The sequence below is a fragment of the Cytobacillus sp. FSL R7-0696 genome (assembly GCF_038006865.1).
Lineage (GTDB): Bacteria > Bacillota > Bacilli > Bacillales > Cytobacillaceae > Cytobacillus > Cytobacillus kochii.
Genome location: NZ_JBBOWA010000001.1, coordinates 1,825,781 through 1,839,862 on the forward strand (window position 1 = coordinate 1,825,781; position 14,082 = coordinate 1,839,862).

General features: G+C 36.1%; 14 protein-coding genes. 11 read left to right on the plus strand and 3 right to left on the minus strand.

Annotated elements, in window-relative coordinates; all coding sequences use genetic code 11:
- The first annotated feature begins 115 nt into the window (after nucleotides 1-115).
- Nucleotides 116-475, plus strand: coding sequence for a MerR family transcriptional regulator (locus tag MKX29_RS09555; RefSeq protein WP_095371373.1), 360 nt, complete (start codon nucleotides 116-118; stop codon nucleotides 473-475).
- Between the two features lie 70 nt (nucleotides 476-545).
- On the opposite strand, the gene MKX29_RS09560 is transcribed toward MKX29_RS09555, so the two are convergent.
- Nucleotides 546-743 carry a hypothetical protein gene (locus MKX29_RS09560; RefSeq protein ID WP_341105204.1) on the minus strand — a complete coding sequence of 66 codons (198 nt, stop codon included), beginning with the start codon at nucleotides 741-743 and terminating at the stop codon, nucleotides 546-548.
- Nucleotides 744-1,006: 263 nt separating this feature from the next.
- Here MKX29_RS09560 and MKX29_RS09565 point away from each other — a divergent pair, with 263 nt between their 5' ends.
- Together MKX29_RS09565 and MKX29_RS09570 are read left to right on the plus strand one after the other, a co-directional pair.
- The gene (locus MKX29_RS09565; protein ID WP_341105206.1) at nucleotides 1,007-4,117 is read left to right on the plus strand and encodes a DEAD/DEAH box helicase; all 3,111 of its coding nucleotides are present in this window, start codon (nucleotides 1,007-1,009) and stop codon (nucleotides 4,115-4,117) included.
- Between the two features lie 427 nt (nucleotides 4,118-4,544).
- Complete coding sequence (locus MKX29_RS09570) at nucleotides 4,545-5,462, plus strand: AbaSI family restriction endonuclease (RefSeq protein WP_341105207.1); 918 nt, start codon at nucleotides 4,545-4,547, stop codon at nucleotides 5,460-5,462.
- Between the two features lie 22 nt (nucleotides 5,463-5,484).
- Here MKX29_RS09570 and MKX29_RS09575 read toward each other — a convergent pair whose 3' ends face one another.
- Nucleotides 5,485-6,345 (minus strand): DUF1672 family protein, encoded by an 861-nt coding sequence (locus MKX29_RS09575; RefSeq protein ID WP_341105209.1) that lies wholly within the window; start codon nucleotides 6,343-6,345, stop codon nucleotides 5,485-5,487.
- Nucleotides 6,346-6,529: 184 nt separating this feature from the next.
- Between MKX29_RS09575 and MKX29_RS09580 the strand changes: the two genes are divergently transcribed.
- Together MKX29_RS09580 and MKX29_RS09585 are read left to right on the plus strand one after the other, a co-directional pair.
- The gene (locus MKX29_RS09580) at nucleotides 6,530-7,051 is read left to right on the plus strand and encodes a lysozyme inhibitor LprI family protein (RefSeq protein ID WP_251162441.1); all 522 of its coding nucleotides are present in this window, start codon (nucleotides 6,530-6,532) and stop codon (nucleotides 7,049-7,051) included.
- Nucleotides 7,052-7,153: 102 nt separating this feature from the next.
- Nucleotides 7,154-8,032, plus strand: a complete 879-nt coding sequence (locus MKX29_RS09585) for a radical SAM/SPASM domain-containing protein (RefSeq protein ID WP_095371383.1) — start codon at nucleotides 7,154-7,156, stop codon at nucleotides 8,030-8,032.
- A gap of 33 nt (nucleotides 8,033-8,065) precedes the next feature.
- Here MKX29_RS09585 and rluF read toward each other — a convergent pair whose 3' ends face one another.
- A complete protein-coding gene (gene rluF, locus MKX29_RS09590; protein ID WP_095371384.1) occupies nucleotides 8,066-8,773 on the minus strand; it encodes a 23S rRNA pseudouridine(2604) synthase RluF in 708 nt (235 codons plus the stop codon).
- 238 nt (nucleotides 8,774-9,011) lie between these two features.
- On the opposite strand from rluF, the gene MKX29_RS09595 reads away from it, so the two are divergent.
- From MKX29_RS09595 to MKX29_RS09620, 6 genes are all read left to right on the plus strand, one after another.
- Nucleotides 9,012-9,239 carry a DUF3953 domain-containing protein gene (locus MKX29_RS09595; protein WP_341105212.1) on the plus strand — a complete coding sequence of 76 codons (228 nt, stop codon included), beginning with the start codon at nucleotides 9,012-9,014 and terminating at the stop codon, nucleotides 9,237-9,239.
- Between the two features lie 57 nt (nucleotides 9,240-9,296).
- Nucleotides 9,297-9,683, plus strand: a complete 387-nt coding sequence (locus tag MKX29_RS09600; RefSeq protein ID WP_224937013.1) for a VWA domain-containing protein — start codon at nucleotides 9,297-9,299, stop codon at nucleotides 9,681-9,683.
- Between the two features lie 121 nt (nucleotides 9,684-9,804).
- Nucleotides 9,805-11,250 carry a DEAD/DEAH box helicase gene (locus MKX29_RS09605; RefSeq protein ID WP_224936957.1) on the plus strand — a complete coding sequence of 482 codons (1,446 nt, stop codon included), beginning with the start codon at nucleotides 9,805-9,807 and terminating at the stop codon, nucleotides 11,248-11,250.
- Between the two features lie 183 nt (nucleotides 11,251-11,433).
- Nucleotides 11,434-12,033, plus strand: a complete 600-nt coding sequence (locus MKX29_RS09610; protein ID WP_224936956.1) for a TetR/AcrR family transcriptional regulator — start codon at nucleotides 11,434-11,436, stop codon at nucleotides 12,031-12,033.
- A gap of 284 nt (nucleotides 12,034-12,317) precedes the next feature.
- Entirely contained in the window at nucleotides 12,318-13,259 is a 942-nt protein-coding gene (locus MKX29_RS09615) for an ATP-binding cassette domain-containing protein (protein WP_224936955.1), read from the plus strand.
- A complete protein-coding gene (locus MKX29_RS09620) occupies nucleotides 13,252-14,025 on the plus strand; it encodes an ABC transporter permease (protein ID WP_224936954.1) in 774 nt (257 codons plus the stop codon). Before MKX29_RS09615 ends, MKX29_RS09620 begins: the two co-directional genes overlap by 8 nt.
- The last annotated feature ends 57 nt before the right edge of the window (nucleotides 14,026-14,082 follow it).

Here is a 14,082-nt window from a genome sequence, read left to right on the forward strand (position 1 = left end):
AATCGCTCCTTTTGATAACTTTAGATTATTTTGACATTTTATATGCCATTGGTTATCATAAGCACATTATGAACTATGAACCTAGGTTTATAGCAATAAAAAAAGAGGTCATATGATGAAAATAAATGAAGTTTCGAAATTAACGGATTTGCCCATATCCACATTAAGATTCTATGAACGCAAAAATCTAATTCCTGACTGTTATATTGAGCGAGATGTAAATAATTATCGCGTATATGCTGAAGAAATTGTGGAGTACCTTGAGGATGTAAAAGCACTTCTATGCGCAGATTTTTCAATAGAAGAGATAAGTATGATGGTCAATCAACAAATGAACTTATCATACGATGAAAAGAAAACAATCGTTGAACAAAAAATCAAAGAAATAGATGATATCAGGAAACAATTAACCAAATCAAAAAAGTTTTTGCAGGACATTTTGGAAGGGAAAGCAGCGTTTCAGACGAAATGTTGAGAAAATTGTTTTTTCTCAACAATTAATAGGCACCGCAAAAATTTTTCATGTCCAATTAATATAGAATGGCTCAAATTTTTCCGTTTTTTTCTTCTCGATGCTTTTTCAAACGTCGTGAAGCTTGAACCGTCTGTCCAATATAGGCGGACGGTCTCTTTTTCTCGTTATATAGTATATATAAAATCGGATAGTTATTTAGGTGCAGTGTCTTTACAGCATTTACATGATCACGAGTAAAACTTATCTTTTCAAATACTAATCCATTCATGTTTTTATCCTCAGTATGTCTTTTTTTATATATATTATCATACATTACAAATCAATTGTTTTATATTGGGGGTACAGTATTTGTGAAGCTATGTTAGGTTAAATGATGATTAACTATATATACGACACATTAAAAAACCATGAAAATTATGGATGAAATGCCGATAATTTTGATAGATAGGTTATTCCAAATACTGGATCGTTATATCCTGCTAAAAGGGTTTAATAAGGTTTTAACAAATATTTGATAATGGGAGTGAGAAGTTGAATAAAAGAGAAGATATCATAAATGCCTGGATTACAATAGAGCAGCTTTCTGAAGGTGATATTAATAAAAAAGACAAATCGCTAAAGCTGTTACATAAAAAGGAAGATGACTGGCATTATTTTTTCTCAGCCTTTTTAATTAAACAAAAAGAACAGCAAAATGTTTCAGAAAAGCAATTTAAAAAGTCAGGATTAGTATTTTATTTTGATATTTTTAATTTTCAAGAAGTTGTTGATATTTTAAGGGAAAAATACAAGATTGCTAATACATATGAAGAGGTAAGTAACTCAGATAAATTTACTTTCTCATTATTTTTTGATAATCAATTAAATTTCATAGCAGACAAATTGTTTTTTACTATGAGTGGCTATATTCATCAGCATGGTGTTTTGCCTGAAGATATTTCAAAAGTTGAAACCTCATTTAGAGAAAACTTGGTTAGGAAATTTCACGAAGATTTTAATGTCGCGATTTCCGAACTTTTACAAAAGTATCATGTATCCGAAGAGAACTTCCGCTATGCATTTGTGAAAAACTTAGATAATGGAGATGTCAATTTACATTCATTCTTTATTGAAGATCTAACCAAAGCAAAGACAATAACTAATGAAAACTTGAATCGATTTTTTAATGGTTTTTCTGGATATAGGGAAAATTTAGACGGGAATAAAAAATCAATTCACTTTAACTCAAATATTTTTGAGACAATTTTACAACCTAAATTTTATCCATTAGGGCGTTTCCCCAGTAATCCTGATTTTTCGCTTTCATTTATGCAACAAGTTGCTGTAAACCTTGCTTTAAATGATAAAAATGATATTCGAAGTGTTAATGGGCCACCAGGGACAGGGAAAACTACGCTCTTAAAAGACATATTTGCTGATTTAGTAGTACAACAGGCAGCGGAAATTATCAAGCTTCCTGATAAAACTATTCAAGGAAATCTGGTTTATTGGAAAAATGCAAGACTTGGAACATTACCCCAATCGATTTCAGATAAAAACATGATTGTTGCAAGTTCAAACAATGGGGCAGTCCAAAATATTGTGATGGAGTTACCAAAGAAAGAGGAAATTGATATTGCATTTCAAAAACAACTAGAGGAAGCGAATTATTTCAAAGATGTTTCTAATTCAAAATTGGACGGTAAAGGTTTCGGGAAGAATCGCGAAATTGAAAGTGAACTTTTAAATGATGAAAATTGGGGTGCATTTTCATTAGAAGGTGGTACGTCAAAAAATATTAATAAGTTACTTTTAAATATTGAAGTAATTGAAAAAGATCTGGAAGAAAATTATCAAGCAAATACAAGTGTAAGTGTATATCAAGAGTTCTTACAAAAATATGAAAAGATAAAAATTGTAAGAGAGAAAATACAAGAGTATAGTGAGAAAATATATTCTCTCAAAAAATTAAAAAATAAACATAAAGAGCAATCCATCGCTTTTGAACAGGAGAAACAAAAAAGAGAATCGATTTTGGAATCACAAGATAAAGAAGCTAGGCTTGAACTAGAAAGAAATAACCATGAAAGTGTAAATCTGCAAAAAGATTTATCGGATATTGTCATTGAACTTGATAACATTGCTAATATGTATACTCAAGCAGAACGGAATTTTGATGTTGTTATTTCACAAAAGCCAAGTTTTTTATGGGTTCAAAAGATATTTAAAAAGTCAAAAGTTGAACAATATTTAAGAGAACTCAATAATGCGAATGATCTTTTAAATGATCTTTCTCAACAGAAAACAAAAATTTTGAACGATCGCAAACTACTAGAAAATAGGAAAAAGGATAATGAGATAAAAGCTGAGAAGATTGAAAGAAAAATTCGGATCATTCAAGATGACTTCAAAAGATGGATGACTACTCAACAAAATAATATTAAAAAAATCGAAAATGAAATTAAGCTATTGGAAGAACTTAAGTTTCAAAGTGGAATAAGTGAACTGGATTTTTCACTCCCGTATGATGAACTACAAAAGTCTAATCCGTGGTTTACAAGGCAATTTCGAGTTTTACAATCAGAATTATTTATTTCTGCCTTGAAAGTTAGAAAGCAATTCTTGTATGAAAACAGAAAAAACTTAAAAGCTGCTAGGATTATTTGGAATAAGCAGTCTGAATACATAGGGAAACAGAATGGGTATCAGTTAATTTCAGAATCATGGCAATGGTTGAATTTCGCTATCCCTGTTGTTAGTACTACATTTGCTAGTTTTGGAAGAATGTTTAAAAATATGAATGAAAACTCAATTGGTAATTTATTTATCGATGAAGCTGGTCAAGCTTTACCACAAGCGAGTGTTGGTGCAATATTAAGAAGTAAAAAAATTATGGTTGTTGGGGATCCGTCACAGATAAAACCAGTAGTGAGTTTAGATTCAAATGTATTGACCTTGATTGGAAGACATTACAAAGTTGACGAGAAATTTGTTGCTGCTGATGTTTCTACTCAAACTATTGTGGATGACACAAGTCAGTATGGATTCAAAAAAAATGATGATGAATGGATAGGCATACCACTTTGGGTACACAGACGTTCAAACTATCCAATGTTTACGATTTCAAATGAAATATCTTATGATGGGTTAATGGTACAAGGTAAACCTGAAGAAAAGTCAAATGGTAAATCAAAGTGGTATCACTCAACTGGGAAAGCAAATGATAAATTTGTTAAAGAACAAGCTGATTTATTGAAAAATTTAATTATAGAAGGTTTGCAAGAAAGTCCAGCATTAGCAGACGATATCTATGTTATAACCCCTTTTAGAAATGTGGCATATAAACTTGCACGTGTATTAGATGAGATTAACTTCACGAAACGGGAAAATGGAAAAATAACCAATATCGGGACTGTTCATACTTTTCAAGGGAAAGAAGCAAAAATTGTCTATTTTGTTCTTGGAGCTGACTCAAATAGCAGTGGGGCAGCAAGGTGGACTGTTTCTGATCCAAATATGATGAATGTTGCAGCTACACGAGCAAAAGAGGAATTTTATATTATTGGAGATAAAAAATTATATGCATCCCTTGGTAGTGAAGTGGCAAATAAAACAATTTCTATTATTGATGATTATAATGAAACTGGAACAAAAGTTTTTTGACAAGAGAAAAATCCGAATTCTTAATCGAGAATCTTCATTCGGATTTCGAGTTAGCTCTGATTTTCTTTGTTTTAATTGTTTATCAAATCACCTTTCGGTTTTATAGTTGTGTCCTGTAGTTATGTCCCACCTCTTTGGAATAATCATATTATGATTCAATCTTTCCCCCTAAAACAGAAGTGTGGATGTTTGGTTATTGATATATGGAAAATGAATAGCCCTTTTGTTATAAAAACTACGCATTCTACTTAGGGGTGAAAGTGCTGGGTATTAAAGTTTTAAATTCAATGAAATAGATGGATAGAATTAGTATCATTTTTTTGAGGAACACCTATAACTAACAATTTCTATACTCAGGATTAGTTGATGCTGTTCTTAAAAGATATTTTTGGAATAGTAGTTAAAGACAGAAAAGAGGGGTACCGACATGAACAAACGCGACTACCTAATAAAAACTTTCTCAAGAACAAAAAGAAAAGACTATGAAAACTATATTTTAACGGCAATTTGGCATAAGTTAGACAATATGAATATTAAGCCGGTAAGCCAACAGTATGTGAAGCGGCAAAATGGCCGATATGCTTTGATGGACCTTTATTTTCCCCAATTAAAGATAGGGATAGAAGTAGACGAAGCCTATCATCTAAATAATCATACAGAAGACAATTTACGTATGGATGATATTATTTCGGCGGTTTATGAGGAATCCATTGAGGATTTTCAAGTGTATAGAATGGATGCGACGAAATCTATAGATGAGATAAATGCTAGAATCCACGAGGTCGTATCTATTATTAAAAATAAAGCGGCGGTAGTGAAAACGACATTGAATTGGATGACATATGAAGAAGAATTAAGCGAATTAAAACAAAAAGAATATCTCTCTATTCACGATAATGTGCAATTCAAGGACATAAAAGATATCGCCAATACTGTATTCGGTAAGAATGCTAAGAGGTATCAATTGAGCTATTTTCGAGTGATAGATAAAACCTGGTTATGGTGTCCGAAACTCTCCATCGTAGAAAACGGGGATACAAAATCAGTTGCCAGCGGTTGGTTAAATCTATTGGCAGAAGATTGGACTTACATAGATGAATCTCACCAGGACGTTGCCATCGCCAAAGAAAGAACAAAAAATTATATGGAAGAAATGAATGTTGGCCGAGAAAGAGCAGTATTTGCAAAATACAAAAATAATCTCGGCTTTAATAGTTATCGATTTGTAGGTGTCTTCAAAATTTCAGGGGTTTCACCTGATAATGACGAGTTTCTTAGGTATGATCGTATAAGTGAACGGGTTAGAATTATTAAATCAACGGTAAGTAAACAGTTAGAGTCGTAGAGGGGCAGATATCCCCTCTTTTCTAATCCCTTACAATATAATCCGGAAACGCCCGCTTCAAAGAATTCTCCTTAGCGCCTTCACCAGATTCCGCATGAATGAAATGATCATTTAAATAAAGGCTATAAGTTCCTTTAGGAATATTGTTCATTTCCTCGAGGTCACTTATCACTTGTGTAAAAATCTCTTCACTAGGTTCTGCTTGTTGCTCTTTCATAAACAATTGGATATTAATTTGGAAGTTTTCTTTATCAAATAAGCTTTCCTCATACGCATCTCTTAGCGTTTCAATATTCGAATCAGGGTTTTGTAAATAAAGGTCATACACGGGTTTGATGGCGGCATCATCAGGGTCAGTAGAAATAAAATAATAAGGCGTCATAAAGCCATGTCCACCAACATTCCCAAGCGCTGCTTCTGTTTTACCAACCACTTTTCCTTCTGCAACCAATGACTCAAAGTAATCATCAAGCTTCTTGAACTCATTGCTAAAAATCATATGATATAACCCGCCCTTCATAGCGTTTTCTACTTGAAAGGCATCGGCTGAAATATGCTCGGTCATTACTTTCTTTTCTTTTTCATCAATTGGTACAACAGCGTATGTATGAAAATGAGGTTCACCCACCGATTCCACAAAGACCGTGGCGGCATCTAATGCTCCGACTACATTGTGCACTACGACTTCGGTTTGGTAGTTTTCTTGAAAAAGTGCGACTGCGGCCTTTTCAATTTGTTCTCGATGATCTTCGGCAATCTGATCGGTTTCTTTTCCGTATGGTAAGGCATAGCCTTCACCGTTGTATTCCGCCACACTTACTAAGGCGTCATCAGAAGCATTTGTCTCACTCGTGTCAGTTGGATTAGAACATCCACCCAACATGATGATTATTCCCAGGCACCAAAGAGAAATCTTAGAGATAGGAACCATTTTTGTTTACTCCCTCCAAAAAGGTCTTCCTTTTATTGTAGCGAAGAAAGTTAGATATTTACAGATTGATAGGTGAAAAATTACCCTTTTTATGCAAAAATAGGAGATATGGAATAGAGGAACGAGGGGAGATTGTATGAATAATCAGAGGATTTTTATTACCACCGTATGGCTTTTATTATTGCTTATGATTTCGGCTTGTGGAACTACTGGTAATGACACAAATAAACAGTTGGATACGGAACAAATAAAACAAGTCCCTACCCAAAGCGAAAAGGAACAGCCTCCAATCACTCATAATGAGAATTCTTTAAAAGAAACCTATATAAAAGAGTTCAATCGTACGAAAAAAGAGTTGGAAGAAGTAAAACCAGCGGATGCATCCACTTATGCAATGAAAAAAGTAGAGGGTGATCGATATGATACTTGGGATGCGTTGTTGAATGAAGTTTATCAGGTGTTAGAGGAGGAACTTTCAACAGAAGAGATGGCCCATCTAAGAGAAGAACAACGAAATTGGCTTAATGATAGAGATGATACGGCAAAAAATGCGTCATTAAAGTTTGAAGGTGGAACACAGGAACAGCTAGAATATGTATCGGTGCTAGCCAATCTTACTGAAGAAAGGTGTTACGAGCTAATCAATACCTATTTGTAGTAGTAGGCCAAAAACTCCCTATACCCATCCCACGATATATCTGCTTTAATTAGTATAGTAGTGCAAATTGTTTGAAGTAGGTAAAGAATCGAGGAAGAGAAGTTGAAAAAGTTCAAGAAGTTTTATTTGGAGATTACGAGTGTTTGTAATTTGGCTTGTAGTTTTTGTCCGCCGACAGAACGGGCGAAGCAGTTTATTTCTTTGGAAGATTTTGCGAAGCGGTTGGATCAGATTAAGCCGCATACGGATTATATTTATTTGCATGTAAAGGGTGAGCCGCTGCTTCATCCGAAAATTGGGCAGTTGCTTGATATCAGTCACGAAAAAGGCTTTAAGGTCAATATTACAACCAATGGGACGCTCATTAATAAGAAGAGGGAGAAGTTATTGAACAAGCCGGCTCTAAGGCAGATGAATTTCTCACTTCACAGTTTTGATGGCCATATAGGTTCGGAGGATAAAGAAGGATATGTAAAGAGTATTCTTTCGTTTATTAAGGAAGCGACGAGTCAATCGGAGCTGATTGTGTCACTAAGGCTATGGAACTTGACGCAGGATAATGCGACGAATTTGGAGAAAAAACGAAATAGAGAAGTGCTAGAAATCATTGAAAAAGAATTTAACTTGGATTATCGCATTGAAGAAAAGGTCGTACCTGGTAGCGGTGTGAAAATTGCTGATCGCATTTATATTAATCAAGATTATGAATTTCAGTGGCCCGCTCTTCATGAAGAAGAGGATGATGGCAAAGGCTTCTGTTACGGCATGCGTAATCAAGCGGGCATCTTAGCCAATGGTACCGTGATTCCATGCTGTTTAGATGGGGAGGGTATCATCAATCTCGGCAATATTAATGAAAATTCTTTTTCGGAGATTATTGAAATGGATCGAGCAAAGAATCTCGTTGATGGTTTTTCGCGAAGAGAGGCTGTCGAGGAATTGTGTAGGAAATGTGGGTATCGTAAGCGGTTTGGGAAATAAAAAGGGAATCTAGGTCAGCCTAGATTCCCTTTTTTACCATTCCTTAGGCTCATAATTCAACTCTCTAAACAATTGATTCTTCTCTTTCTTAGACAAATCGCGCCATTGTCCAGGCGGGAGGGAACCTAAGTTGATATTCATGATGCGGATCCTTTGTAAACGTAATACGTCGTAGCCGAATTCAGCACACATGCGGCGAATTTGGCGGTTGAGACCTTGTGTTAATGTGATTTGAAAATCAAATTTGGATAAGGGGACGATTTTACAAGGTAGGGTAGTGGTCCCTAAGATTTTCACACCTTCTGACATCTGCTTCACGAATTCAGGCGTGATTGGTTTATCGACAGAAACGATATATTCTTTTTCATGCTGGTTTTCCGCACGTAAGATCTCATTCACGATATCACCGTCATTGGTCATTAAGATTAAGCCCTCTGAGTCTTTATCTAAACGGCCGATATTAAATATGCGTAATGGGTGATTCACGAGGTCAACGATATTCCCTTTGACACCCTTTTCGGTTGTGCTCGTAATCCCTACAGGTTTATTGAGCGCAATATAAACATTATTTCTGGCTACACGGATTTGATTACCGTCTACACGAACGTCATCGCCTGGTTCGACTTGAGTACCAATCGCAGCACGTTTCCCATTAATGGTGACTCTCCCGTCAGCAATTAATTTATCCGCTCCTCTTCTAGAAGCCTTTCCTGATTCACTAATATATTTATTAAGGCGCATATTGCCACATCCTTTTTAAATGATTCGTTAAGTACTAACTATACTTATTTTAAGGAATAATCACAAACGTTTCTGCTATTTTTTATTAAATTCTCCGTTTTTCTTATCGTTCTACATAAGGTGTTTACTGAATTTGATACTAACATAAACGCAAAAGAGAAGTATGATAGATTAAGAGTGTCACAAAACAAGGAAACTAAAGGACCCAATTTGTTTATGTAAGAAAGGTGGGTTGATTTTGTTAAAAATAATTCGTTATGTCTTATCTGTAGTTACTCTCTTATTTGCTACATATGGAGTAGTGACCGAAGATTTTACGTTTGTGGGTATCATGATTTTATTCTTAAGTCTTACTATGTTGGCTTTGGGGATCGAAGCATTTAAGAAAGAAGAGAAGGGAATGGGCGTATTTCTCATTGTTGTATTTTTATTTTCCTTTTATGTATCCATTGAAGGACTCTTATGAAGTAGGAGCCTATAAAATAAATTTTTCCATATCTTACCATTTTAAGCTTACCCCAAAATATTTAGTGGGCTAGGAGTAGGAAATAACGAGCCTGTGGTGATGAAAGATGTCATTAAGAAATATGTAAAGGAAGACCCTCGCAGTGATTTACCTACATACATTATCTTTTTTAGTGATGGCGGCATTTATTTGGATCATAAGATATCAAAAATCCTTATTGATTGTTCCAAGGAAAACTTATTTTGGCAATTCGTCGGCATTGGCAATGCCAATTATGGTGTACTACAAAAGATGGATCAATTACCTGGAAGAGTCATTGATAATGCCGGTTTCTTCGCATTGGATGATTTAGATAAGGTTACAGATGATGAATTATATAATCGGTTATTAGATGAGTTCCCATCATGGCTGACATCAGCTAAACACCAGGGCATGATTCAATAAAGTGATCGCGTTTCGAGGGTTGGATTATGTGTATGAACAGACCGGTTTTCTCTTTCGTATTTGGATACTGTATAATAGAAGTTTATGAACGAGAATAATAAGAAAAAAATGAGGTTTTCACATGACCAAAAAGAGTTTTTCAGATTATCCATTAAGCAATGAGATGATAAAAGCGTTGGATAGTTTAGATTATCATACACCAACAGAAGTCCAAGCAAAGGTGATACCGTTAATACTTGAGAAGATTGACCTTGTGGTGAAATCACAAACAGGGAGCGGGAAAACGGCTTCTTACGCTATTCCGATTTGTGAGTTAGTCGATTGGCAGGAAAATAAGCCGCAGGCGATTGTCTTGACACCAACAAGGGAACTAGCGGTACAGGTGAAAGAAGATATCATCAATGTTGGCCGTTTTAAACGGATTAAGGCCGCAGCAGTCGTTGGTAAACAACCGTTTCATATCCAAAAGAATGAGTTAAAGCAGAAAGTACATGTTGTCGTTGGTACGCCTGGGCGTGTGCTTGATCATATTGAAAAGGGTACGCTCGCGCTCGATGAAGTGAAATATTTAGTCATTGATGAAGCCGACGAAATGCTTAATATGGGCTTTATCGAACAAGTTGAAGCGATTATTGACGAGATGCCGAAACAGCGGAATACGTATCTTTTCTCAGCTACGCTACCTGACCGCGTAAGAACGTTATCACTTGATTATATGAAAACCCCTATAGATATTGAGGTCAAAGCTAGCGGGCTGACCACAAAGCAAATTGAACATAGTCTTTATACGGTATCAGAAAACGAGAAGTTGTCATTGTTAGCGGATGTGGCAACTATTGAAAATCCAGATAGTGCGATTATTTTCTGTCGAACGAAGGAGCGCGTTGACACACTTTGTGACGAGTTAACCGATAAAGGGTACGATTGTGATATGATTCATGGAGGTATGGAGCAATACGATCGTTTAGAAGTAATGGAAGACTTCCGCAGGGGCGAATTTCGTTACTTAGTTGCAACGGATGTCGCGGCAAGAGGAATTGATATTGATCAAATCACGCACGTTTTTAATTATGATATTCCGTTTGAGAAGGAAAGCTATGTGCACCGGACAGGAAGAACAGGGAGAGCAGGACATCACGGTAAGGCGATTACCTTTGTGACACCGCGTGAAGATAAATTTCTTAAAGAAATAGAAGCATATATTGGCTTCCAAATCCCAGCATCTGAAGCGCCTTCGAAAGCGGCAGTGTCAGCGGCGAGGCCGGCATTTTTAGAAAAGCTGAACAGCGAACCACCATTAAAAGAGGCGAAAAGCGAAAAGTTAAATAAACAGATCATGAAACTCTATTTCAATGGCGGTAAGAAAAAGAAACTTAGAGCAGTCGACTTCGTTGGAACCATCGCTAAAATAGACGGTGTCACCGCCGATGACATAGGGATTATTACTATCCAAGATACGGCATCCTATGTAGAAATTCTAAATGATAAAGGTCCGCTTGTGTTGGAAACAATGAAGCATACAACTGTCAAAGGAAAGCAATTGAAAGTCCATGTGGCGAGGAAATGAAGATAGAGAGGGGAAGAATCAGTCGGATTCTTCCCCTCTCTTTAGAATACACCCCATATGTATATAATTAAGTGATTTATTTCTGAAACAGTATTAGGGTGGGGTCTTTATTATCCATTTCTTCTCTCTCACACAATCTGTTATGATAGAGGTAAGAAGGTTTACGATGGAGGAGTTTGGATCATGCCTCGTTTTAATGATGCACAGTTAGAGTCGATACGGGAAGAACGTAAAGAGCAAATTATGAAAGCCGCTATGAAGGTATTTGCGGAGAATGGAATTAAGTTGACGAAAATTAGCATGATTGCCAAAGAGGCAGGAATTAGCCATGGTCTTGTTTATCATTATTTCCAATCAAAAGAAGAGGTACTATTTGAGAGTTTAGAATGGTCAGTTGCATTAGGAGAGTCTCAAGCATTCTTAGAAAAACTGAAACAAGAAGAACGAACGCCCGTTCAAAAGATACATAAATTTACTACCTTTGCACTGACTTCAGGATCAAATCATGTTTTTCGTGTGATTCAACATTTAGAACATAGTGAAAATGTACCTCAGCATATCCTTGCTGTATATAAAAATATTGGGCAAATGTATATTGAATTCTTTCTCCCTATCTTTATCGAGGGACAGCAATTAGGAGAAATCATGGCAGGGGACCCTGAAGAATTAGTTGGATTATTCTTAACGGTCATCTCAGGTATTATGGCAGACGACCCTGATTGGTGGAAGGATAACATTGATGAGAAGGTATCTATTCTATTGCGTATGATTACCTCAAGATAAGCAAATAAAAAAGCGTAAGGCATTAAAGAGAGAAAAAATCCTGAAATTCAGGATTTTTATTTTTTTTGACATGTATTTTGAGAAATGGTTATAAAAATAAAAGGGGGAATGAATTTATCAAAGGAATAGGGAATAAATTGACAAAATGATTAGGCATCTAGTATTATTGACTGAATGAATCAATCAATAATAAAATTAACATATAAACTATTCCTTGAATAAATTGCCCATATTATTTTTTAATTAAATATTGACTGATTAAGTCAATCATTAGGAGGTATTGTATGAACGAGACAGTTATTTCTGTTCGAAATCTAAAAAAAGCCTATCGTAATCAGCAAGTACTAGATGGTTTGAGTTTTGATGTAAGGCGTGGTTCTATTTTTGCGTTATTAGGTGAAAATGGGGCTGGTAAAACAACGACGGTTCGCATTTTATCAACATTAATTCAAGCAGATGACGGGGTAGCAATGATTGCTGGTTATGATACGAAAACCGAAGCTAATCATGTGAGACGGAAGATAAGTTTAACTGGACAGTATGCAGCGGTAGACGAGTTATTAACAGGTGAAGAGAACTTAGCGATGATGGGCAGGCTCAATCACCTAGATAAAGAACTTATAGCGAAAAGGACAGCAGAACTGCTGGAGACCTTTGAGCTCACGAAAGCAGCTCGTAAGAAAGTAAAAACTTACTCTGGAGGGATGCGGCGTAGACTTGATATTGCTATCAGTCTGCTTGCTGCACCAGAAGTGATATTTTTGGATGAACCGACAACTGGTTTGGACCCACGTAGCCGACGAAAGATGTGGGATATGATTAAATTACTTGCCAATCAAGGCGTGACAATTTTTCTAACGACACAATATTTAGAAGAGGCTGATCAGCTGGCAGATAAGATTGCTATTATTGCTGAAGGGAAAATCATCAAAGAAGGAACGGCCGAAGAACTAAAGGAAGTCATTGGAGAGGAGACATTAGAGTTAACCTTTGCCGATACAAGTGGGTACCATGAAGCACAGAATTATATGTCAGGTGAAGTAGATGAGGAAGCGAGAAAGATTTCGATACCTATACGCTCAGTGAGACAACTAAGAGAGTTGCTGAATGATCTATATGTAAAAGGAATTGAACCAGACGCGATTGTTATACGACAGCCTACACTGGATGATGTTTTTATTAAAATGACGGAGCATAATAAAGTGGAGGTGTTAGTAAATGGGTGATGCAAAGTGGATATGGGCATTAAGAGACGGTTTAACGATGTCAAAGCGAAGTCTTATGCATATTTTTCGTGATGTGGAATCATTATTAATGGCAATTGCCTTACCGGTTTCCATCATGTTGCTATTTGTCTATGTCTTTGGTGGGGCAATCCAAACAGGGACTGATTATGTAAATTACGTTGTTCCAGGGGTTATAATTACTTGTGCAGGGTTTGGCAGTTCTTTAATATCCGTTAGCGTGACAAAGGATATGAGTGGAGGCTTATTCGAGCGATTTCGCAGTATGCCCCTTCAACCTTCTTCTTTATTAGTAGGCCATGTTGTTGGAGGATATCTTCGTAATATGATTGCTACATTAGCAGTTTTTATCGTAGCTCTTCTGATTGGCTTTCGTCCAGAGGCTGGGTTGTTAGAGTGGCTTGGCGTTTTAGGGATATTAACGCTCTACATGATTTCGATTAACTGGTTATTTGTCGTCTTAGGTTTACTAACGAAAAATGTTGAAACAGCTGGTGCATTCACTTTCCCAATGTTATTCCTACCCTATTTAAGTAGTGCCTTTGTCCCAACAAATACAATGCCTGCATGGCTAGATGCCTTTTCCAAACATCAACCAATGACCCCATTAATTGAGGTACTAAGAGGGCTGTTAATTGGTACACCAATTGATTATAATCTTTGGTTAACGATCCTTTGGTTTAGTGGGTTGTTAGTGCTCTCCTATATAGCAGCAACTCTTTTATTTCGGAGACGGAAAAATGAGTAGAGTAAGTCTCGGTGGTTTGACGAAGCGCTTCTTAACAATGCCTATGATATTGATGAT

Bases quoted from the DNA above. Each gene is read 5' to 3' on its own strand.
- MKX29_RS09580 (WP_251162441.1), top strand. From the start codon at position 6,530: ATGAATAATCAGAGGATTTTTATTACCACCGTATGGCTTTTATTATTG.
- MKX29_RS09570 (WP_341105207.1), top strand. From the start codon at position 4,545: ATGAACAAACGCGACTACCTAATAAAAACTTTCTCAAGAACAAAAAGA.
- MKX29_RS09605 (WP_224936957.1), top strand. From the start codon at position 9,805: ATGACCAAAAAGAGTTTTTCAGATTATCCATTAAGCAATGAGATGATA.
- MKX29_RS09615 (WP_224936955.1), top strand. From the start codon at position 12,318: ATGAACGAGACAGTTATTTCTGTTCGAAATCTAAAAAAAGCCTATCGT.
- MKX29_RS09610 (WP_224936956.1), top strand. From the start codon at position 11,434: ATGCCTCGTTTTAATGATGCACAGTTAGAGTCGATACGGGAAGAACGT.
- MKX29_RS09555 (WP_095371373.1), top strand. From the start codon at position 116: ATGAAAATAAATGAAGTTTCGAAATTAACGGATTTGCCCATATCCACA.
- MKX29_RS09620 (WP_224936954.1), top strand. From the start codon at position 13,252: ATGGGTGATGCAAAGTGGATATGGGCATTAAGAGACGGTTTAACGATG.
- MKX29_RS09575 (WP_341105209.1), bottom strand. From the start codon at position 6,345: ATGTTGGGTGGATGTTCTAATCCAACTGACACGAGTGAGACAAATGCT.
- MKX29_RS09560 (WP_341105204.1), bottom strand. From the start codon at position 743: ATGAATGGATTAGTATTTGAAAAGATAAGTTTTACTCGTGATCATGTA.
- rluF (WP_095371384.1), bottom strand. From the start codon at position 8,773: ATGCGCCTTAATAAATATATTAGTGAATCAGGAAAGGCTTCTAGAAGA.